This is a genomic window from Tranquillimonas alkanivorans (assembly GCF_900115595.1).
GTDB lineage: Bacteria > Pseudomonadota > Alphaproteobacteria > Rhodobacterales > Rhodobacteraceae > Tranquillimonas > Tranquillimonas alkanivorans.
In genome coordinates, this window is record NZ_FOXA01000012.1 from 65,451 (window position 1) to 86,634 (window position 21,184).

Genomic DNA, 21,184 nt, shown 5'->3' on the forward strand with positions numbered 1-21,184 from the left:
GAGCGATGCGCTCACTCCCCGTAGGGCACCCAGATCGTCTTGACCTCGGTCGCCTCGGTCAGGAACGCGCGCTCCTCGCCCGCCGTTCCGGCCCAGTCGCGGGCGCGGCCGTGGTTGACCCACGTGCGCTTGAGGTTGCGCGCGCTCTCCTTCTCGATGATGCCCGAGATGTCGGAGGACGAGAAGCTCCAGACCGCGTCGATGTCCATGTGCCCGGCCATCTGCGGCGCGAGTTCGGCGTGCGACCCGGTGAGGATGTTCACCACGCCTGCCGGCACGTCCGAGGTGTCGAGCACCTGATAGAAGTCCGTCGCCGCCAGCGGGAAGGGCTCGGACGCCACCGTGACCACCCGGTTGCCCATGGCAAGCGCCGGCGCGATGACCGAGACCAGGCCCAAGAGCGGCGCCTCGTCCGGCGCGAACTGACCGATGACGCCGACGGGTTCGTTCATTGCCAGCGCCACGCCCCGGATCGGCACGCCCTTGGCCGCGCCGTCGAACTTGTCGGCCCAGGCCGCCCAGGTGAACAGCCGGTCCACGGACGCCGCGACCTCGGCCTCTGCCTCGGACGCCTTCGCCCCGGTCAGGTCCGAGATGCGGCGGGCGAACTCGTCGCCCCGCGCCGACAGGTTCTCGGCGATGTAGTACAGGATCTGCGCCCGCAGGTGCCCGGTGCTCTTCGACCACCCCTTGGCCGCCTGCGCGGCCTCGACCGCGTTGCGGATGTCCTTGCGATTGGCGACGCCCGCATGCCCGACCAGCGCCCCCTTGGGCGAGAAGACGGGGCGCGAATAGCCGCCGTCCGGTCGCGCCTGCTTGCCGCCGATGTAAAGCTTCGCCGTCCGGTCGAGCGGCGGCGCGCCAAATTCCTGCGGCGCGGCCTGCGCCGGCATCGGCTTGAGCGTCTTCGGGCTGCCCTTGGGCCTGGTGTAGGCCAGAAGCCCCTCCCAGCCGCCCTCGCGCCCGAAGCCCGACTCGCGCACGCCGCCGAAGCCTGCGGCCGCGTCGAACATGTTGGTGCCGTTTACCCACACCACGCCCGAGACCAGCTTGGGCGCGATGTCGAGCGCGAGGTTGACGTTCTCGGTCCAAAGCGTCGCGGCAAGGCCGTAGCGCGTGTTGTTGGCCAGCTCGACCGCCTCGGCCGGGGTGCGGAAGGTGGTGCCGACGAGGACGGGGCCGAAGATCTCCTCCTGCATCAGCTGGTCCGAGGGAGAGAGGCCGGTGATGAGTGTCGGCGGATAAAAGCAGCCGTGCTCGGGCACGGCCGTTGCGGCGCGATAGACGTCGCCTGACGCGCCCTCGACCATCTCGGTGATCGTCTTCAGCTGAACCGGGTCCACGATGGCGCCCACGTCGATGCACTTGTCCAGCGGATCGCCCAGCCGCAGCCCGTCCATCCGGCGCTTCAGGCGGGCGTGGAACGTCTCGGCGATGCCCTCCTGCACCAGCAGGCGCGAGCCGGCGCAGCACACCTGGCCCTGGTTGAACCAGATCGCGTCCACCAGCCCCTCGATGGCGCTGTCGATGTCGGCGTCGTCAAAGACGATGTAGGGCGACTTGCCGCCCAACTCGAGCGTCAGGGATTTGCCCGTGCCCGCCGTCGCCTCGCGGATGCGGCGGCCCACCTCGGTCGAGCCGGTGAAAGCGATCTTGTCGACCTCGGCGCCCACGATGGCCTCGCCGGTGCGCCCGTCGCCTGTGACGATGTTGACCACGCCCTTCGGCACGCCCGCCTCGCGGCAGACCTCGGCGAAGAGCAGCGCGGTGAGCGAGGTATACTCGGCCGGCTTCAGCACCACCGTGTTGCCCATGGCGATGGCCGGCGCGATCTTCCAGGCCAGCATCAGCAGCGGGAAGTTCCACGGGATGATCTGCCCGCAGACGCCCAGCGGCTCGCGCCCGGCGAGCTCGGCGTCCTGCAGTTGCGCCATCCCGGCGTGGTAATAGAAGTGCCGCGCGACAAGCGGGATGTCGATGTCCCGGCTCTCGCGAATGGGCTTGCCGTTGTCGAGGGTTTCAAGCACCGCGAACATTCGCGAATGCTTCTGCACCAGCCGCGCCAGCGCATAGAGCACCCGCGCCCGCGCCTTGCCTCCCGCCTTCGCCCAAGGCCCCTGCGCCTTCCGCGCCGCCGCGACCGCCGACGCCACGTCGTCGGGCGTGGCCTGCGTTACCTGCGCCAGCACCTCGCCCGTCGCCGGGTTGCGGCTTTCGAACGTCTCGCCCGGCCTGGTGAAGGCCCCGCCGACGAACAGCCCGAAGCGGCGCTCGTGGGAGTCGAGCCAGGCGTTCACCTCGGCAGCGCTCTCCGGCGCGGGCCCGTATTCCATGCTGTCGAAGATCTCCGAGACGTTCATGTGCTTCTTCTTCGTAAAAATACTCAAATCCGACGAGCGCAACCTGGCGCCGTCAGGCGAGCGGGTGGCGGTAGGAGGCCGAGTAGCGCCCAGTCACGAAGTGCTCGAGCTGCCGCTCGATGTCGCCCAGCAGCGACGACGCGCCGAAGCGGAACAGGTCGGGCTGCAGCCAGCGGTCGCCCAGCTCGTCCTTCATCAGCGCCAGGTACAGCAGCGCGTCCTTCGCCTTGGAGATGCCGCCGGCGGGCTTGTAGCCGACCTTGATCCCCGTCCGCTCTTCATAGGCGCGGATCGCCCGCACCATGGTCAGCGAGACGGGCAGGGTGGCGTTCACGCTTTCCTTCCCGGTCGAGGTCTTGATGAAGTCCGCGCCCGCCATCATGCAGACGAGCGACGCGCGCGCCACGTTGCGCAGCGTGCCCAGCTCTCCGGTGGCCAGGATCGCCTTCACGTGCGCCTCGCCGCAGGCGTCGCGGAAGGCGCGCATCTCGTCATAGAGCGCCTGCCAGTCGCCGGTCAGCACGTGGCGGCGCGAGATCACGATGTCGATCTCGTCCGCGCCGGCCTTCACGCTCTCTTCGATCTCGGCCAGCCGCAGCCGGAAGGGCGACAGGCCCGCGGGAAAGCCGGTCGAGACGGCGGCGACCGGGATCCCTGAGCCGCGCAGCGCCTCGACGGCGGTCGGCACCATCTCGTGGTACACGCAGACGGCTCCTGTGGTAATGCCCGAGACCCCGAGCGCGTCCAGGATGTCGGCCCGCACCGGCTGCCGCGCCTTGGCGCACAGGCGGCGGACGCGGCCCGGGGTGTCGTCGCCCGACAGCGTCGTCAGGTCGATCAGCGTGATCGCCTTGAGCAGCCAGGCGGCCTGCCACTCCTTCTTCACCGACCGGCGGCCGGGCAGGGTGGCGGCGCGGCGTTCGATGGCCGAGGTGTTGGCCTGCACGGCGCGGACCCAGTCGAGGTCGAGCTCCATGCCGGGGTTGCGCTCGAGGCCGGTGTGCGGCACGGGCGCGATCTGCGTCGCGGGGCGGGTCTGCGTCTCGGCGGTCACGGGAAGGTCCTTGTCGATCAGGGTCACAAGGTCGCACGCGCGCGCGGTTGAATGCAAGCGGGGGCGCGGCGTCACCACATGAACCGGGAACGTGCCGCCCGGCGCTGGCCAAGCGCGCCGAACCGGCGTAATCCACCCGCGCCCGCAGCAAGGACCCGGAACCGATGAGCTTCGACCGCACCCTCAAGATCGCCCCTTCCATCCTGTCCGCCGACTTCGCCAATTTCGGCGCCGAGTGCCGCGCCGTCGAGGCGCAGGGCGCCGACTGGATCCATGTGGACGTGATGGACGGACACTTCGTGCCCAACATCACCTTCGGCCCCGCGACCTGCGCCGCCATCCGTCCGCACATCAAGACGGTGATGGACGTGCACCTGATGATCGCGCCCGTCGATCCCTATATCGACGCCTTCGCCAAGGCCGGCGCCGACATCATCACCGCGCATGTCGAGGCCGGGCCCCACATCCACCGCACGCTCCAGGCCATCCGCGGCGCGGGCGCCAAGGCCGGCGTCGCGCTGAACCCCGGCACCCCCGTCGAGGCCGTGGCCCCCGTGCTCGACATGGTGGACCTCGTCTGCGTGATGAGCGTGAACCCCGGCTTCGGCGGCCAGAAGTTCATCGAGACGACGCCCGAGCGCGTCCGCCAGCTGCGCGCCCTGATCGGCGACCGCCCGGTGCATATCGAGATCGACGGCGGGGTGGACCCCGCCACCGCGCCAAAGGTCGTGCAGGCCGGGGCCGACGTGCTGGTTGCCGGCTCTGCCGTGTTCAAGGGCGGATCGGTCGAGGATCCGTCGCCCTACGGCGACAACATCCGCGCGATCCGCGCCGCGGCCGAGGGCGTCTGGACCTGAGGACTTGCCAAGGCGGCGGGTTGGTGCCTTCCATATGTCATGGAAGATGCTGACCGCCGCCTGCTGACCGACCTCTTCGACGCCGCGGTGCGCGCGGCCGACCCCGAAGAGGCGCTGAGGGACCAGCTTCCCCAGCCGCCGGCCGGCCGCACCGTGGTCATCGGCGCGGGCAAGGGCGCAGCGCAGCTCGCTCGGGCGTTCGAGACGCTCTGGCCGGCCCCCTGCGACGGCGTCGTCGTTACCCGCTACGGCTATGCCGTCCCGTGTGAGCGCATCCGCGTCATGGAAGCCGCGCATCCGGTGCCCGACGAGTCGGGGATGCAGGCCGCGCAGGCGCTGCTGGATGCGGTCACCGGCCTCGGACCCGCGGACCTGGTGATCGCGCTGATCTGCGGCGGCGGCTCGGCGCTGCTGCCCGCGCCGCCCAACGGCCTGACGCTCGAGGACGAGCAGGCGCTGAACCGCGCGCTCCTGTCCTCCGGCGCGCCCATCGGCCGGATGAACGCGATCCGCAAGCAGCTCAGCCGGATCAAGGGCGGGCGGCTGGCCGCCGCCGCGCACCCGGCGCGCGTGGTCAGCCTGATCGTCTCGGACGTGCCGGGCGACGACCCGGCGCAGGTCGCCTCCGGTCCCACCGTGCCGGACGCCACCACGCGCGCGGATGCGCTGGCCGCCATCCGCGACCACGGCATCGACCTGCCGCCGAACGTTCTGTCTGCGCTCCGGAAGGCGTGTCCTGCCCCCGGACCGTCCGACCCGGTCTACGCCCGCAACGAGGTGCGCGTGATCGCCTCGGCCCGCCTGTCGCTCGAGGCCGCCGCGCAGGCGGCGCGCGAGGCCGGCGTCACCCCCGCGATCCTGTCGGATGCCGTCGAGGGCGAGGCGCGCGAGGTCGCCAAGGTTCACGCCGCCATCGCGCGCGAGGTCGCCGCCCGCGACCGGCCCTTCGCCAAGCCCTGTGTCCTGCTGTCGGGCGGCGAGACCACCGTGACGGTGCGCCAGAAGGGCCGCGGCGGGCGCAATACCGAGTTCCTTCTGTCCCTCGCGCTCGCGCTCGACGGGGCGACCGGCATCTCGGCCCTCGCCGCCGACACCGACGGCATCGACGGGTCCGAGGACAACGCCGGCGCCTTCGCCGAGGGGACCACCGCCGCCCGCCTGCGCGCGGCGGGGCAGGACCCGGCGGCGCTGCTGTCGGCCAACGACGCGTGGGCGGCTTTCGACGCGCTGGACGAGCTGTTCGTCACGGGCCCCACCGGGACCAACGTCAACGACTTCCGCGCCATCCTCGTGCGCTGAACCTTGCGCGCCGGGCCGATCCGCGACAGGAGGGGCGGATGAAGGACTTCTTCAACCTCGATCACCCGATGTTCCGCCCGCTTTGGGTGCGCCTGCTCGTCGTCGCGCTTCTGCTTGGCTGGGCGCTGGTCGAGATCGGGCAGGGCGCGTATTTCTGGGCGCTGATCTTCGGGGCCTCGGGCCTCTACTGCGCCTGGGGCTTTTTCGTGACTTTCGACCCCGACGGCAAGGGCTGACCGGCCCCTCTTCGGTCCCGAAATATCCCGGGGAGTCGCCGGCGGTCCCCGGACCGGCGGCGGGGCCGAGCCCCCGGCGCGTTGACATCCGCCCCGGCCTGGACAAGCAACGGGGGCGGAAGGCACGAAAGGCACCCGATGAGCGCGTGGGAATTCTGGATCGACCGGGGCGGCACCTTCACCGACGTGGTGGCCCGCCGACCCGACGGTACGCTGCTGACCCACAAGCTTCTGTCCGAGAACCCCGAGCGCTACCGCGACGCCGCAGTGGCCGGTATCCGCGAGATGCTGGGGCTGGGCGCGGGGGATCCCATCCCCGACGCCGCGATCCGGGCGGTGAAGATGGGCACCACCGTCGCCACCAACGCCCTGCTCGAGCGCAAGGGCGCGCGCACGCTTCTGTTGATCACCGAAGGCTTCGGCGACCTGCTGCGCATCGGCTACCAGACCCGCCCGCGGCTGTTCGACCTGAACATCCGCCGCCCCGACCTGCTGTACGAACGGGTGGCCGAGGTGGCCGAACGGCTGGACGCCGAGGGCGGCGTCGTCGCGCCGCTCGACGCGCAGGCGGCCGAGGCGGCATCCGCTCGGTCGCCATCGCCTTCCTGCATGCCTACCTGAACCCCGAGCACGAGGCGCGGGTTGCGCGGATGGCCCGCGACATCGGCTTCACGCAGGTCTCGGCCAGCCACGAAGTCTCGAAGCTGGCCAAGCTGGTCGGGCGCGGCGACACGACGGTGGTCGATGCCTATCTCTCGCCGATCCTGCGCCGCTACGTCGACCAGGTGGCCGAGGCGCTCGACGCGGGCCGCGCGGTCGAGCGGCTGTTGTTCATGCAGTCGAACGGCGGCCTGACCGACGCGCGGCTGTTCCAGGGCAAGGACGCCATCCTCTCGGGGCCGGCGGGCGGCATCGTCGGCATGGTCAAGACGGGGGAGGCGGCGGGCTTCGACCGGCTGATCGGCTTTGACATGGGCGGCACCTCGACCGACGTGTCGCACTATGCCGGCGCGTACGAGCGCAGCTTCGAGACCGAGGTCGCGGGCGTACGGATGCGCGCGCCGATGATGGACATCCACACTGTCGCCGCCGGCGGTGGCTCGGTCTGCACCTTCCGCGACGGCCGCTTCCAGGTCGGCCCAGACAGCGCCGGGGCCGATCCCGGTCCCGCCTGCTATCGCCGGGGCGGGCCGCTGACCGTGACCGATTGCAATGTGATGCTGGGCAAGCTGCACCCCGACCACCTCCCGCCGGTCTTCGGCCCGAACGGCGATCAGCCGCTCGACGCGGACGTGGTGCGCGAGAAGTTCGCCGCCCTGTCCCGCGAGGTGGCCGAGGCGACGGGCGAGCCCGCGCAGCCGCCCGAGACCGTGGCCGAGGGATTCCTGCGCATCGCGGTCGAGAACATGGCCAACGCGATCAAGAAGATCAGCGTGCAGCGCGGCCACGACGTCACCCGCTATACCCTGCAATACTTCGGCGGCGCGGGCGGGCAGCACGCCTGCCTCGTCGCCGATGCCTTGGGGATGGAGCGGGTGCTCGTGCATCCCTTCGCGGGCGTGCTGTCGGCCTATGGCATGGGGCTGGCCGAGATCCGCGAGCTGACAGAGGTGCAGCTCGACCTGCCGCTGGCCGAGGCCGCGCGCGCCGAGGCGGCCGAGGCCGCGCTGCGGGGCAAGGCGCTGGCCAAGCTGCGCGAACAGGGGCTGGCCGAGACGGCGCTGAGCTGCCGCGTCTCGGCTCACCTACGCTACGATGGCTCGCACCAGGCGCTCGAGGTGCCCTTCGGCTCCGCCTCCGACATGCAGGCCGCGTTCGAGCAGGCGCACCGCCAGCGCTTCGGCTTCGCCTTGCCCGGGCGGCCGCTGGTCATCGAGATGCTGAGCGCCGAGGCCATCGGCGCGACGGGCGAAGCCCCGGCGGCGCTGGTGCCCGAGGGCGGAGCGCCGAAGGAAAAGGCGAGGCTTCGGCTGGTGGCCGACGGCGAACGGGTCGAGGCGCCGCTCTACGACCGGGCCGAGCTTCCGGCAGGCTGGCGGGCCGAGGGGCCGCTGATTGTCACCGAGCCCACCGGCACCAACGTGGTCGAGCCGGGCTGGGTCGCGCGGGTGGACGACCTGGGCAACCTGGTGCTCGAACGCACCGGGGCTTCGATCCGCGCCCCCGCCGCGGGAACCAACGTCGATCCCGTCACGCTCGAGGTCATGGGCAACCTCTTTATGTCGGTGGCCGATCAGATGGGTGCGACGCTGGCCAACACCTCGTGGTCGGTGAACATCAAGGAGCGGCTGGACTTCTCCTGCGCAATCTTCGACGCGAACGGCGACCTCGTCGCCAATGCGCCGCACGTGCCGGTGCACCTGGGCTCGATGTCCGAGTCCATCCGCACCGTGATGCGCGAGAACGCAAGCGATATCCGCCCCGGCGACGCGTTCATGCTGAACTCGCCCTACAACGGCGGCAGGCATCTGCCCGACGTCACCGTTGTCACGCCGGTCTTCGTCGGCGACGAGATCCCGTTCTGGCTGGGCGCGCGGGGGCACCACGCCGATATCGGCGGGCGCACGCCGGGCTCGACACCGCCCGACAGCCGCCACATCGACGAAGAGGGCGTGCTGATCGACAACGTCCGCCTGGTCGACCGGGGTCGCCTGCTCGAGGACGCGGCGCGGCGCGTGCTAACCTCGGGCCGGTATCCGGCGCGCAACGTGGACCAGAACCTCGCCGACCTGACGGCGCAGGTGGCGGCCAACGAAACCGGGCGGCAGGCGCTGATGAAGGTGGTCAACACCTACGGGCTCGATGTCGTGCGCGCCTATACCGGCCACGTGCAGGACAACGCCGAGGAAAGCGTGCGGCAGGTGATCGGCACGCTCAGGAACGGCAGCTTCTCGTACCCGATGGACCATGGCGCGACGGTCGAGGTGGCGATCACCGTGGACCGCGCGGCACGCGAGGCGGTGATCGACTTCACCGGCACCTCGCCGCAGCACGACGGCAACTACAACGCGCCGTTCTCGATCTGCCGGGCGGTGGTGCTCTACGTGTTCCGCACGATGGTGGGCAAGGACATCCCCCTGAACGAGGGCTGCCTGAAGCCGCTCAGGATCGTCGCGCCCGAGGGCTCGATGCTGAACCCGCGCTGGCCGGCGGCGGTGATCGCCGGCACCACCGAGGTCAGCCAGGCGGTGGCCAATGCCCTTTACGGCGCGCTGGGCGTGGTGGCGGGCAGCCAGGCGACGATGAACAACTTCGTCTGGGGCAACGACCGATACCAGAACTACGAAACCATCGCCGGCGGCACCGGCGCAGGCCCCGGCTTCGACGGCTGCGACGCGGTGCAAAGCCACATGACCAACACCCGCATGACCGACCCCGAGATCCTGGAAAAGCGCTTCCCCGTGCGGCTTGAGACGTTCGGCATCCGACGCGGCTCGGGCGGGGCGGGGCGCTGGCATGGCGGCGACGGCGTGCTGCGGCGGATGCGCTTTCTCGAGCCGGTCACCGTCACCGTGCTGTCGGGCCATCGCCGCATCCCGCCCTTCGGCGTGGACGGCGGCGCGCCCGGCGCGGTGGGCCGTAACCGGGCCGAGCTGCCGGACGGGCAGGTGGTCGAGCTGGGCGGCAACGACGAGATAGAGCTGCCGGGCGGCGGTGTGTTCGTGATGGAGACGCCGGGCGGCGGCGGCTGGGGCCGGGCGGAGTGATCTCTCAATCCTGCATCAGGATCACCACGCTGCCGCGCTTGTGCCCGGTGTCGAGCAGGGCGTGCGCCTCGCGGATGCGCGCCAGCGGGAACGTCTCGCTAACCACGGGGCGATAGGCGCCGCTTTCGCACAGGCGAGCCAAGTCTTCGACCGCCGCGCGCGAGACGGGCGCCGTGCCGCCCAGAACCGTATGCGCGCCGCGCCGGGGGCGCAGGCCGAACGACAGCATCTCGCCCAGCCCGCCGACCAGCATCAGGTGCCGCCCGCCGTCGTTCAGGATGTCCCGCGTCGCGGGCCAGGGGGCGGCCCCGACGCAATCCATCACCACGTCGAACCGGCGGGACGAGCGCGTGATGTCCTTCTGGCCGTAATCCACGACCTCGTCCGCCCCGAGCCCGCGCACCAGCTCGGCGTTGCGCGCGCTGCAGGTCGCCGTGACGTGCGCGCCAAAATCCTTGGCGATCTGCACCGCCGCCGTGCCCACGCCGCCCGAGCCGCCGAGGATCAGCACCCGCTCGCCCGGCCGGATCTTCGCCCGGTCGCGCAGGAAGAAAAGCGCCGTGGTCCCGCCGAAGCAGATCGCCGCCGCTTCCGTCAGGCTCAGCGGGGCGGGGCGGTGGAAGATCGGCGCGTCGGCTTTGACGGCCCGGTACTCGGCGTGGCAGCCCATCCCAAGGCCGGTCGTGGCGAAGACCTCGTCGCCCTCGCGCCACTCGGTCACGCCGTCGCCCGTCGCGGCCACCGTGCCTGAGCACTCCATCCCAAGGATCGGATTGCGCGGGCGGCGCAAGCCGAGCATCGGCCGCGCCACCAGCTTCATTCCCGGCGGCAGGTCGAGGCTCCGGATGCGCCAGTCGCCCGAGTTGAGCGCCGCGCCGTGGACCCGGATCAGGACCTCTCCCGCCTTCGGCGCGGGCCTTGGGATCTCGCGCACGTGGACGACATCGGGCGGTCCATAGCCCTCGCACAGCGCGGCGCGCATTCTGTCCATCCCGACCGCCCCCTCGTTTCTCCGAGCAGTTTTACCTTACGTAAGATCGGCGCGTCGCGGTAGAGGATGTGCAGCCTCACGGCAAGCGGATGGCGGGCCGGGAGGAGGCGGGTCAGAACCAGTCGGCCCAGCCGTCCTCGTCTTCGTCGATCGAGCCGTCCGCGTCGTAGTCGGCGGTGTCGTAAAGCCCCGCGTACCACTCGCCGCGGTCAATGCCATTCTCGCCGCCCCACGCCGCGTACAGGCCGCCGTCTTTCGCCGCCGCCGCGACCTCGCCATTGTCGAGGATGCCGTCCGCATCGGCGTCCCACTCGCCGAACGCGCTGTCGCCGCCGAACCAGCCGCTGGCGCCGCTCCACTCGCCTTCGGTCAGCACACCGCCGTCGTTCAGGTCGAGCACGTCGTGGACGCCGCCGTAGAACTCGTGGATGCCCAGCCTCCCGCTCGCGTCGCTGTCGAGGCGGTCGAAGAGGCCGGCCTGCTGGAGCCCGGCGTCGAACTCGGCGCGCGACAACAGGCCGTCGCCGTCGGTGTCGAGCTCCTGCGCCACCGCCGGGACTGCGGCGAGGATCAGCGCCAGCGCCGTGCGCCCGAACTTCGGCATGTGGTCCTCCTTCGTTGTGTTGCCGGGCCAACGTGCGCCCGGTGGCCCCGTTCCGGCGCGGGTGATCACGACTGCGCCGCCGTTGACCGCCGCGCCGCCGCAGCTAGCTCGCCCGGCATGGCAAAGAACACACGCACGGCGCTTGTCACCGGGGGCGCGCACGGGATCGGGCAGGGCATCGTCCTGCATTTGTTGAAGACGGGCTGGCATGTCGCCGCGCTCGACCGCGACGGCGCCGGGCTGGAGGGGCTGCCCGAGGGTGTCATGCGGCTGCGGGCCGACGTGGCGGACGAGGCGCAGGTGAAGGCGGCGGTGGAAACGCTCGACCGGCTCGACCTGCTGGTGAACAACGCGGGCATCGCCGGCCCCGAGGCCGGGCCGGTCGAAGACCTGGCGCTGGCCGACTGGCAGCGCTGGATCGACGTGAACCTGACCGGCGCGTTCCTGATGGCCAAGCACGCCGTTCCGCTGTTGCGGCAGGGCGGGGGCGCGATCGTCAACATCACCTCGACCCGCGCCCTCCAGTCCGAGCCCGACTGCGAACCCTACGCCGCCGCCAAGGGCGGTCTGGCGGCGCTGACGCACGCGCTCGCGGTCTCTCTGGGCCCCGACATCCGGGTGAACGCCATCGCGCCCGGCTGGATCGACCCCGGCGGAGAGGAGCTGAGCGAGACGGACCGTGCCCAGCACCCCGCCGGACGCGTGGGCCGCCCGCAGGACATCGCCGAGGCGGTGGAATGGCTCGCCGACGCGGGCTTCGTGACCGGGCAGACCGTGGTGATCGACGGCGGCATGACCCGGAAGATGATCTATGCCGACTGAGCGCGCGCTGGTCGTAGGCGCATCGGGCGGCATCGGCGCGGCCCTTGCGGCCGAACTGGAGGGGCGGGGCGCTGCGGTCGTGCGGTTGTCGCGTAGCGCGGACGGGCTGGACGTGACGGACGAGGCGAGCGTGGAGCGTCACCTCGCCGCCCTCGACGCGCCGTTCGACCTGGTCTTCGTCGCCACCGGCGCGCTGGTCATCGACGGAAACCGTCCCGAGAAATCCCTGAAGCAGCTCGACCCGCAGGCGCTGACCGACCAGTTTCGCCTGAACGCTCTCGGTCCCGCGCTCGTCCTCAAGCACGCCCTGCGCCTGATGCCGCGCGACCGGCGCGGCGTGTTCGCCGCGCTGTCGGCGCGCGTGGGTTCCATCGGGGACAACCGGCTGGGCGGCTGGTACTCCTATCGCACCGCGAAGGCCGCGCTGAACCAGTTGATCCACGGCGCGGCGGTCGAGGTCGCGCGCACCCACCGCCACGCCATCCTCGCCTGCCTGCACCCCGGCACCGTCGCCACCCGCTTCACCGCCGGCTATCCCGACCACGACAAGGTCACGCCCGAGCAGGCGGCCGCCCGCCTGATAGAGGTGTGCGAGGGGCTGGCCCCCGACCAGTCCGGCGGCTTCTTCGACTATGCGGGGCGGGAGATCCCCTGGTGAGCCGCCTGATCCTCGTCCTCGGCGACCAACTCACGCCGACGCTCTCGGCCCTGCGCGAGGCCGAAGCGGGGGACGTGATCGTAATGGCCGAGGTCGCGGACGAGGCGGCCTATGTCCCGCACCACCCCAAGAAGATCGCGTTCCTCTTCGCCGCGATGCGCAAGTTCGCCGCCCGGCTGGAGGCCGACGGTTACCGCGTCGCCTACACCCGTCTCGACGACCCCGACAACACCGGCTCGATTCCCGGCGAGCTTCTGCGCCGGGCCGAGGAGGTGGGCGCGCGGGAGGTCATCGCGACCCAGCCCGGCGAATGGCGGCTGATCCAGCTTCTGGACGAACTGCCGCTGACCGTCCGGCAACGCCCCGACGACCGCTTCGTCTGTTCCATCCCCGAGTTCGAGCGCTGGGCCGAGGACCGCAAGACCCTGCGGATGGAGTTTTTCTATCGCGAGATGCGGCGCAAGACGGGCCTGCTGATGGTTGATGGAGAGCCCGCGGGCGGGCAGTGGAACTTCGACCACGAGAACCGCAAGCCCGCCCCCGACAGCATCGACCACGGCGGCCCCATGCGCTTTACCCCGGACGAGACGACCGAGGAAGTGCTGGCGCTGGTAGAACGCCGCTTCGGCAACTCCTTCGGTGACCTGCGCCCGTTCCATTTCGCCACCGACCGAGGGCAGGCGCGCCGGGCGCTCGCGCATTTCGTCAAGCACGCCCTGCCGAAGTTTGGCGACTACCAGGACGCCATGCTCGACGGCGACCGCTTCCTCTATCACGCGCTGATCTCGTTCTACATGAACGCGGGCCTTCTCGACCCGCTCGAGGTCTGCCGCGCGGCCGAAGAAGCGTGGCACGAGGGGCATGCGCCGCTCAACGCCGTCGAGGGTTTCGTCCGCCAGATCATCGGCTGGCGCGAATTCATGCGCGGCATCTATTTCCTGCACGGCCCCGATTACACCAGCCGAAACGTGCTGGGCCATGACCGCGACCTGCCGTGGTTCTATTGGGGTGGCGAGACGAAGATGCGCTGCATCGCCAAAACGGTCGAACAGACGAAGGAAGAGGCCTACGCCCACCACATCCAGCGGCTGATGGTGACGGGCAATTTCGCGCTTCTGGCGGGGATCGACCCGTGGCAGGTGCACGAATGGTACCTGGCCGTCTATGCCGACGCCTACGAATGGGTCGAGGCGCCGAACGTCATCGGGATGAGCCAGTTTGCGGACGGGGGCGTGTTCGCGTCGAAGCCCTATGTTTCGTCCGGCAACTACATCGCGAAGATGGCGGACTATTGCGGTCAATGCCATTACAGCGTGAAGAAGAAGACGGGGGAGGGCGCGTGCCCGTTCAACCTGCTCTTCTGGCACTTCCTGAACCGCCACCGCGCGCGGTTCGAAAACAATCCCCGCATGGCGCAGATGTACCGGACGTGGGACCGGATGGCCGAGGACCGGCGCGACACCGTGCTGGCCGAGGCCGAGGGTTTCCTCGCCCGCATGTCGGCGGGCGAGGTAGTGTGATCAGCGCTCCACGAACTTGTTGAACCGGCTGGTGCCGCCGTCCGCCGTCTTCTCCTGGTAGAGGAAGGCGAGCTTGCGGTCCTCGAAGATGTGGAAGAACTCGTCCCACTCGATTTCTTCCAGGTTCTCTTCCGGCTCCTGGAAGTCGATGCGCAGGATGCCGCCCTCGCGGTCGTCCTCGACCTTGGCGGGGCGGCCGTCGCGCTCTTCGACCCACTTGCGGATGGTGTCGTGGTCGGTGGTGGTCTTGCTGTCGTGATCGCTCATGTCGCCTCCGATGTTTCGGCTTCGGCGATGAAGCGCGTGGCGGGGCCGCAGGGTTCCACCGCCGCACCGGGATGGGCGGAGGAACGCAATTCTTCGTCGAAGAATTGCCACCGCGATTTTTCGACGAAAAATCGCTGCCTTGCGGCTCAGCTTTCGACCGCGTCGTGGGCCTTCAGGCTGTCCTCTGGTGCCTGTGCGCGGTCGGTCATGCCGTAGTCGCGCAGCACGTGCGCGACCCGCAGGCGGTAGTCGGCGAAGAGCATGTCGCGCCCCTTGCGCTGCGCACCGCGATGGGCGGCCAGCGTGCGCCAGCGCTTCACCGCCGCCTCGTCCTCCCAGAACGAGATCGACAGCAGCTTACCGGGATTGGTCAGGCTCTGGAATCGCTCGACCGAGATGAAGCCCTCGACGCTCTCGGCCAAGGGCCGCATGGTGGCGGCGACGTCGAGATATTCGTCGGTGCGGCCCTCGGCGGGCTCGACCTCGAAGATGATGGCGATCATGTCGCTCAGTTGGCCTGCGTCTCGGGGGTGTCGGGCCCGGTGGTGGTGCCGTCGGTCAGCGCGCCGTTCTCCCACGTGCCGGTCGCCACCTCGCCGCTGGCATAGCGGATGGTGCCCTCGCCCTGGCGCTTGCCGGCGATGAACTGGCCCTCGTAGATGTCGCCGTTGGCGTAGGTCGCCACGCCTTCGCCTTCGATCTCGCCATCCGCCCACTGGCCGGAATAGGTGAAGCCGTCGGGCATGGTGATGGTGCCTGCGCCCTCGCGCTGGCCGTCGGCGAACTCGCCCTCGTAGACGGTGCCGTCCGCATAGGTCGCGGTGCCTTCGCCCTCGCGCTCGCCTTCGACCCACTGGCCCTCGTAGCGGTACCCGTCGGGATAGGTCATCACGCCGAAGCCGTGGTTCTGCGCGTTCTTGAACTCGCCCTCGTAGACCAGCCCGTTGGCATAGGTGGCCACGCCCTCGCCCTCGATCACGCCGTTGGCCCACTGACCTTCATAGGTGCTGCCGTCGGCATAGGTGATCTTGCCGGTGCCGTCGGCCACGTCGTTGCGGAACGAGCCCACGTAGACCGAGCCGTCGGGATACCGGGCTTCGCCTTCGCCTTCGATCTGACCGGCGACCCAGCTTCCGGTGTAGGTGTAGCCGTCCGCGCCGGTGAAGGTGCCCTGGCCCTCGCGCCGGTCGTCCACGAAGGCGCCCTCGTAGACGTCGCCGTTGGCGTAGGTCACCTTGCCCTGGCCGTGCCGTTCGCCGTTGACCAGCTCGCCCAAGTAGACGTCGCCGTTGGGCTGGGTGAGCGTGCCGGTGCCGTTGATCTGGCCGCCGGCCCACTGGCCCTCGTAGACCAGCCCGTCCGGCATGGTGAGCTTGCCGTCGCCTTCGCGCTGGCCGCGCACCATGTCGCCTTCGTAGACCGCGCCGTCGGGATAGGTGATCTTGCCCTGTCCCTCTTTCACGCCGTCGACCCACTGGCCGTCGTAGACATAGCCGTTGGGGCTTTCCATCCGGCCCAGCCCGTGGTGGCGGGCGTTGCGGAAGCCGCCTTCGTAGCGCACGCCGTTGGCGTAGATCGCGACGCCCTGGCCGTTGATCTTGCCGTCTTCCCACTCGCCCTCGAATGTGCCGCCGTCGGCGAAAGTGATCTTGCCGATGCCGCCGGGCTTGCCCTTGAGGAACTCGCCCTCGTAGACCGAGCCGTTGGGGAAGCGCGCGACGCCCTCGCCGCGGATCTCGCCCTCGACCCAGTCGCCCGAATACTCGTAGCCGTTGGGCAGGCGGTAGGTGCCGGTGCCGTGCTGCTTGCCGTCCTTGAAGGTGCCCTCGTAGACGCCGCCGTCGTCGTACTGCTTGGTCACGACCGCATCGTCGGACTGCGCGGCGGCCGCGCCGGCAAGGGCGAGCGCGGCGGCGCTGCCCAGAAGAAAGGCTTTCGCGGTGGCGAGACTGGCCTTGGAATACTGCACCTGATGCTCCCTTGCGCGCCGGGCGGCGGTGTCCGGATAATCGGCTGTCAACCTAACCAGCGGGCCGGATCCCCGCAACGCTTTTCCCCCCACGGGAAGATCGCGCTTCGGTGAGCGGCGGGCGTGGTGCGGGGCTGGCGAAAGCGTACAATCGGTACAATGAATGGCCAAAGATGTACGTTTCGCCCCGCCGGCCGGAGGGGACAGGTCCAGCGCGGAGTGCGGAGCGGTGTCGCAGGGCAGGACGGCGAAAGCGTGCAATCGGTACAGGACGCGCGCAAAGATGTACGTTTCCCTCTGCCCGGCCGGGAGCGGTCAGGTCCGGACCCCGATGACCGGAGCGGCGTCGGCGGGGGCTGCATCGGCGGACGGCAGGCGGACGGCAGGCGGACGGCGAAAGCGTGCATTCGGTACGGAGCGCGGCCAAAAATGTACGTTTGGCCGGCGCCGCCGGCGGTCAGGTCCAGTGCTCGAAAATCGGGCCGCCGTCGCCGTGGATCGGGTCGGTGTCGGGGCGCGGCAGAGCCTCGATCCGGGGGAGGGCGGCGCGGGCGGTTTCGTCGTCGGCGCGCACGATCTCGGGGCTCTCCTGCCCCGGCGGATAGGCGCCGACGACGCGGAAGTCGTCGCTGGCCGCGATGCGCTTGTGCCCGAACCCGGCGGGCAGGATCAGCACGTCGCCGGAGGTCACCTCGACCTGCGGGCCGTCCGGGCCGCCCAGGTGCAGCGTCGCGGTGCCCGCGGCCACGCCGAGAACCTCGTGGTTGACGGGGTGGTAATGGTGGAAGTCGTAGACCGACCAGTCCCAGATCCCGCTCCAGCCGTTTTCGGCGAAGAGCGTGCGGAGCGCGTCGACACCGCCGCCGGTCGCGCCGCGGCAGGCCAGGGCCGGCCAGCGGGGGTGGTTGGGGATGCCGTTATTGAACGGGGTGCGGATCGGCTCCACGCGCGGCTCGGCGGGGGGCGTCGGGTGCGGGTCGGTCATCGGTCTCCTCCGTGCGTCTGCGCACATGGCATGTGATGGGGAACCTGTCGCGCAGGACCCCACCTTGGGCTTAGGACGCCAACGCACAAACACACGAAAGGACGCCACATGGCACAGCCGAAGATCACGGTGCTGTTCTATTCGACCTACGGCAACAACCACCGGGTCGCGACGCTCGCCGCCGAGGCCGCCGAGGCCGCGGGGGCCGAGGTCCGCCTGCGTCGCGCCCCCGAGACCGCTCCGAAAGAGGTGGTCGAGAGCCAGGAGGCCTGGAAGGCCCAACTGGAGAAGATGCAGGACATCCCCGAGGTCACGCCGGACGACATGGCGTGGGCCGACGGCTATTTCCTGTCGAGCCCGACACGGTACGGCAACGTCTCGAGCCAGATGCGGGCCTTCATCGACACGCTGGGGCCGCTCTGGGCCGAGGGCAAGCTGGCGAACAAGACGTTCACCGCCACCACCAGCGCGCAGAACCCGCATGGCGGGCACGAGACGACGCTGATGAACCTCTACACCACCGCGATCCACTGGGGCGCGATCCTGGTGCCGCCGGGGTACAACGACCCGGTGAAGTTCGAGGACGGCGGCAACCCGTACGGCTATTCGTTCGACGCCGGCGGGCTGGACGAGACCGGCGAGCGTTCGGTGAAGTTCCAGGCCACCCGGCTGGTCGAGGTGACGAAGAAGCTGGTCGCCTGACGACCCGGGCGGCGGCCTGCGGGCCGCCGCCGCGCCTTACAGCCGGCGCACCTGCGTGTCGGCCAGCAGACGCTGGGTCGTGGCCCGGTCGCACAGGCGCGTGGCCTCGGTCATCACGGCATTCGACGCCGCCGCCACGCCGCGGCGCAGGCATTCCTCGGGCGGACGCTCCTCGGCCATGGCCAGCGTGAGTGCGCCCACGAAGCTGTCGCCCGCGCCGACCTTCGAACGCACCTCGACCTTCGGACCCACCGCGTGCCAGCTTTCGTCGGCCGTGCTGAGCACCGAGCCGTCGGCGCCACGCGCCACGATGATCATGCGCGCCACGCCGCGTTTCACGAGTTCCTGCGAAAACCCGGCCGTATCCTCGAGCTCAGGCAGCTTGCGCCCGGCGAGTTCCTCGGCCTCGGCGTCATCCATGCGCAGCACGTGCAGGCATTCGTGCGGCTTTTCCACGAGGTGGTGCAGGGCGGGGCCCGAGGTGTCGACGATCAGCCGCGCCTGCCGGCCCGCCGCGTGATCGGCCAGGATCGACGGGAAATCCTTGGCCACGCCCGGCGGCTGGCTGCCGCTGAGCACCACGAGCGTGCCGTCGCCCGTCGCCTGGTCGATACTTTCCAAGGCGCGGGTCACGTCGTCTTCCTTCCACGACGGCCCCGGCATCACGAAGCGGTATTGCGCGCCGGTGCTTTCGTCGATGACCGACACGCTCTGCCGCGTCTCGCCCGGACCCTGGAAGGCCACGGTCGGCACGCCCTCGACCGCGAGCCGCTGGAGAAGCTGGGCGCCCGTGGAGCCGCCGATGGCGATCAGCGCCACCGCCTGTCCGCCAAGCTGGCGGATGGCGCGGGCCACGTTGATGCCGCCGCCGCCGGGATCGATGTCGGGTTCCGAGCAGCGCAGCTTGGCCTCGGGCACGACCTCGGGCGCGGTGGTCGAGAAGTCGACCGTCGGGTTCAGTGTGATCGTCAGGATATGAGAGCGCATCGGCGGTCTCCTGTCATGGGTCGGGGGCGAGGGTTGGCCACCGGAGGGCGGGATGCAACCGTCTTTCGCACACGGGTGGAAAACGGCGTTGCAGGTCGCGAACGGGACAGCGGCGCGGCGTGGAAACGGGCACAAGGCGCTTCCCGTTCCGGACACCCCTGCGCATGATCCACGTTCACTCCATCGCCTCCGCCTTCACGCCCGACGAATGCCGCCGCATCGTCGCGCATTCCGACGCCGCGCCTGCCGCCGACGCGCGGCTGGTGGGCGCCACGCGCGACCACGGCCAGCGGCGGGCCGATCTGGTCTGGCTCGACGACATCCCCGAGGCGGCGTGGGTCATGGACCGCATCATCGACGTGGTGCGCGAGGCCAACCGCGACGTCTTCGGCTTCGACCTGACCGAGTTCGCCGAAAGCCCGCAGGTCGCCCGCTATGGCGCCGAGCGCGAGGGGCATTTCGACTGGCACTCGGACGTGGGCGAGGGCGCGCTGGCGGCCAAGCGCAAGCTGACGATGGTGGTGCAACTGTCCGAGCCCGCGGATTACGAGGGCGGTGCGCTGCAGGTCATGCCGTCGGCCCACGTGGTCGAGGCCGGGCGCGCGCTGGGCACGGCGACGCTGTTTCCCAGCTTCCTGCTGCACCGCGTCACGCCGGTGACGCGCGGCGCGCGGCATTCGCTGACGATCTGGGCGCACGGCCCCGCCTTCCGGTAGGGCCGCGCGGATCGCTCAGCTGTTGAGCATCATCTGGTACGTCTCGGGCACGTAGCGGAAGCCCTGGTCGCGCGCCTCGATGAAGCCGATGCCGGGGAAGGGCATGTGGTAGCCGGCGAGCGGGATGCGCTCGGACGCGACCATGCCCAGGACATCTTTGCGGGTCCGGGCGGCCTGGCTCTTGTCCATGTCGAAGGTGACTTCCCATTCCGGGTAGCCCACCGACCAGACGTAGTGGTTGGCGGTGTCGGCCATCAGTAGGAGTTGCTGGCCGTTCGATTCCAGCATGTAGACCATGTGCCCCGGCGTGTGGCCGAAGGCGTTCATGCCGGTGATGCCCGACGTGACGGACGCGCCGTCGCCGATGAGCTCGAACCGGTCCTGGATCGGCACGACGTTGGCGGTCACGGCTTCGCTGGGGTTCGAGGTCCAGTAGTCGAATTCGGTCTGGCCGGTGACGTGGCGCGCGTTCTCGAAGGTCGGATTGCCCGCGTTCATCAGCCCGCCGACATGGTCGGGGTGCATGTGGGTGATGACGACTGTCATCACCTGCTCGGGCGTGTAGCCGGCGCGCGCCATGGCGTCGGTCAGCCCCTCGGCTCCCAGCCCGGTGTCGAACAGCACGACCTCGGAGCCGGTATCGACCAGCGTGGGGGTGAAGAAGAACTGCGCCACGTCGGCGGGAATGAAGTTCTGGCGACTGACTTCCTGGAACTCGGCGTCCTCGACGTTGAGGCCGAAGATCGAGTGCGGGTTCTCGACCGGGCGGGTCCCGGCCAGCAGGTTCGAAACGGTGAAATCGCCGAGCTTGAAGGTGTTCTGCGGCATCACGGGCCCGGCTCCTTCATGGGCGGCGGCGTGCGCCGCGCCGCCGGTGGCGGCGGCCAGGGGCAGGGCGGCGCCGGCGGTCAGGGCGGCGCGACGGGTCAGCATCGGGGTCTTGAGCGGCATCAGGTCCTCCTTCCTGTCGGAATGAAGGAGGAGTTAGCGGGGCGCGCGCCGTCGTCCATGCGCGCACAGGTCTTGTGCGGTCACTCCCACCAGCGGTCGATCTGCGCGATGTCGTCGTCGGACCAGCCGAAATGGTGGGCCAGTTCGTGCACGAAGACATGCGCCACCAGGTCGCCCAGCGCGATGTCGCCCCGCGCGATCCATTCGTCCAGGATGGGGCGGCGGAACAGCCAGATGGTGTCGGGCTGAAGCGGCTGGTCGAAGCTGGACTTCAGCGGCAGCGGCACCCCGTCGTAGAGCCCGCTGAGGTCGAAGGCGTCGTCGATCTCCATCTCGTCGAGGATGGCGTCGGGGGCGAAATCCTCGACCCGCAGGGCCACCTGTTCGGCGGCGGGGCGGAATTCGTCGGGCAGCGCGGCGCGGGCGGCGAGCGCCAGCGCCTCGATCTCTCCGGCGTCGGGGGCGGTCATGTCCTGAAGCGTGTCGCTCATGCCCCCGA

19 protein-coding genes and 1 pseudogene are annotated in these 21,184 nt (G+C 70.1%); 9 read left to right on the plus strand and 11 right to left on the minus strand.

Going from position 1 to position 21,184, the window contains the following annotated elements; genetic code table 11:
* Window positions 1-11: 11 nt before the first annotated feature.
* Both BM162_RS14515 and deoC read right to left on the minus strand, forming a co-directional pair.
* Window positions 12-2,360 carry an aldehyde dehydrogenase family protein gene (locus BM162_RS14515; RefSeq protein WP_093423427.1) on the minus strand — a complete coding sequence of 783 codons (2,349 nt, stop codon included), beginning with the start codon at window positions 2,358-2,360 and terminating at the stop codon, window positions 12-14.
* Between the two features lie 52 nt (window positions 2,361-2,412).
* The gene (gene deoC, locus BM162_RS14520) at window positions 2,413-3,378 is read right to left on the minus strand and encodes a deoxyribose-phosphate aldolase (protein WP_245759280.1); all 966 of its coding nucleotides are present in this window, start codon (window positions 3,376-3,378) and stop codon (window positions 2,413-2,415) included.
* 200 nt (window positions 3,379-3,578) lie between these two features.
* Between deoC and rpe the strand changes: the two genes are divergently transcribed.
* The 4 genes and pseudogenes from rpe (at window position 3,579) to BM162_RS14540 (ending at window position 9,513) form a co-directional block, all read left to right on the plus strand.
* Entirely contained in the window at window positions 3,579-4,271 is a 693-nt protein-coding gene (gene rpe / locus BM162_RS14525; protein ID WP_093423430.1) for a ribulose-phosphate 3-epimerase, read from the plus strand.
* Between the two features lie 39 nt (window positions 4,272-4,310).
* Entirely contained in the window at window positions 4,311-5,570 is a 1,260-nt protein-coding gene (locus BM162_RS14530; protein ID WP_093423433.1) for a glycerate kinase type-2 family protein, read from the plus strand.
* Between the two features lie 38 nt (window positions 5,571-5,608).
* A complete protein-coding gene (locus BM162_RS14535; RefSeq protein WP_093423435.1) occupies window positions 5,609-5,806 on the plus strand; it encodes a hypothetical protein in 198 nt (65 codons plus the stop codon).
* Window positions 5,807-5,944: 138 nt separating this feature from the next.
* Window positions 5,945-9,513: pseudogene (locus tag BM162_RS14540) on the plus strand (hydantoinase B/oxoprolinase family protein).
* Between the two features lie 4 nt (window positions 9,514-9,517).
* Here the strand turns inward: BM162_RS14540 and BM162_RS14545 are convergent.
* Together BM162_RS14545 and BM162_RS14550 are read right to left on the minus strand one after the other, a co-directional pair.
* Window positions 9,518-10,504 carry an NAD(P)-dependent alcohol dehydrogenase gene (locus tag BM162_RS14545; protein WP_093423438.1) on the minus strand — a complete coding sequence of 329 codons (987 nt, stop codon included), beginning with the start codon at window positions 10,502-10,504 and terminating at the stop codon, window positions 9,518-9,520.
* Between the two features lie 112 nt (window positions 10,505-10,616).
* Window positions 10,617-11,108, minus strand: coding sequence for an EF-hand domain-containing protein (locus BM162_RS14550; protein WP_093423440.1), 492 nt, complete (start codon window positions 11,106-11,108; stop codon window positions 10,617-10,619).
* Window positions 11,109-11,225: 117 nt separating this feature from the next.
* On the opposite strand from BM162_RS14550, the gene BM162_RS14555 reads away from it, so the two are divergent.
* The 3 genes from BM162_RS14555 to BM162_RS14565 are packed head-to-tail and all read left to right on the plus strand — an operon-like array spanning window position 11,226 to window position 14,108.
* On the plus strand, window positions 11,226-11,930 hold the full coding sequence (locus tag BM162_RS14555) for an SDR family oxidoreductase (RefSeq protein WP_093423443.1): 705 nt from the start codon (window positions 11,226-11,228) through the stop codon (window positions 11,928-11,930).
* Window positions 11,920-12,588: an SDR family NAD(P)-dependent oxidoreductase gene (locus tag BM162_RS14560; protein ID WP_093423447.1), complete on the plus strand. Its 669-nt coding sequence runs from the start codon at window positions 11,920-11,922 to the stop codon at window positions 12,586-12,588. Before BM162_RS14555 ends, BM162_RS14560 begins: the two co-directional genes overlap by 11 nt.
* Window positions 12,582-14,108, plus strand: a complete 1,527-nt coding sequence (locus BM162_RS14565; protein ID WP_093423595.1) for a cryptochrome/photolyase family protein — start codon at window positions 12,582-12,584, stop codon at window positions 14,106-14,108. Before BM162_RS14560 ends, BM162_RS14565 begins: the two co-directional genes overlap by 7 nt.
* On the opposite strand, the gene BM162_RS14570 is transcribed toward BM162_RS14565, so the two are convergent.
* The 4 genes from BM162_RS14570 to BM162_RS14585 form a co-directional block, all read right to left on the minus strand.
* Complete coding sequence (locus BM162_RS14570) at window positions 14,109-14,375, minus strand: hypothetical protein (RefSeq protein WP_093423450.1); 267 nt, start codon at window positions 14,373-14,375, stop codon at window positions 14,109-14,111.
* A gap of 146 nt (window positions 14,376-14,521) precedes the next feature.
* A complete protein-coding gene (locus tag BM162_RS14575; RefSeq protein ID WP_093423452.1) occupies window positions 14,522-14,878 on the minus strand; it encodes an antibiotic biosynthesis monooxygenase family protein in 357 nt (118 codons plus the stop codon).
* 5 nt (window positions 14,879-14,883) lie between these two features.
* On the minus strand, window positions 14,884-16,299 hold the full coding sequence (locus BM162_RS14580) for an MORN repeat-containing protein (RefSeq protein ID WP_093423598.1): 1,416 nt from the start codon (window positions 16,297-16,299) through the stop codon (window positions 14,884-14,886).
* Window positions 16,300-16,801: 502 nt separating this feature from the next.
* Window positions 16,802-17,329: a cupin gene (locus BM162_RS14585; RefSeq protein ID WP_177215170.1), complete on the minus strand. Its 528-nt coding sequence runs from the start codon at window positions 17,327-17,329 to the stop codon at window positions 16,802-16,804.
* A gap of 108 nt (window positions 17,330-17,437) precedes the next feature.
* Between BM162_RS14585 and wrbA the strand changes: the two genes are divergently transcribed.
* Window positions 17,438-18,031 carry an NAD(P)H:quinone oxidoreductase gene (gene wrbA / locus BM162_RS14590; RefSeq protein ID WP_093423455.1) on the plus strand — a complete coding sequence of 198 codons (594 nt, stop codon included), beginning with the start codon at window positions 17,438-17,440 and terminating at the stop codon, window positions 18,029-18,031.
* Between the two features lie 36 nt (window positions 18,032-18,067).
* On the opposite strand, the gene BM162_RS14595 is transcribed toward wrbA, so the two are convergent.
* Window positions 18,068-19,018, minus strand: a complete 951-nt coding sequence (locus BM162_RS14595) for a 1-phosphofructokinase family hexose kinase (RefSeq protein WP_093423457.1) — start codon at window positions 19,016-19,018, stop codon at window positions 18,068-18,070.
* 164 nt (window positions 19,019-19,182) lie between these two features.
* Here BM162_RS14595 and BM162_RS14600 point away from each other — a divergent pair, with 164 nt between their 5' ends.
* Window positions 19,183-19,734: a 2OG-Fe(II) oxygenase gene (locus tag BM162_RS14600; protein WP_093423460.1), complete on the plus strand. Its 552-nt coding sequence runs from the start codon at window positions 19,183-19,185 to the stop codon at window positions 19,732-19,734.
* Window positions 19,735-19,749: 15 nt separating this feature from the next.
* Here BM162_RS14600 and BM162_RS14605 read toward each other — a convergent pair whose 3' ends face one another.
* Together BM162_RS14605 and BM162_RS14610 are read right to left on the minus strand one after the other, a co-directional pair.
* A complete protein-coding gene (locus tag BM162_RS14605; protein ID WP_093423462.1) occupies window positions 19,750-20,685 on the minus strand; it encodes an MBL fold metallo-hydrolase in 936 nt (311 codons plus the stop codon).
* Window positions 20,686-20,765: 80 nt separating this feature from the next.
* Window positions 20,766-21,176, minus strand: coding sequence for a metallopeptidase family protein (locus BM162_RS14610; protein WP_093423465.1), 411 nt, complete (start codon window positions 21,174-21,176; stop codon window positions 20,766-20,768).
* Between the last annotated feature and the right edge of the window lie 8 nt (window positions 21,177-21,184).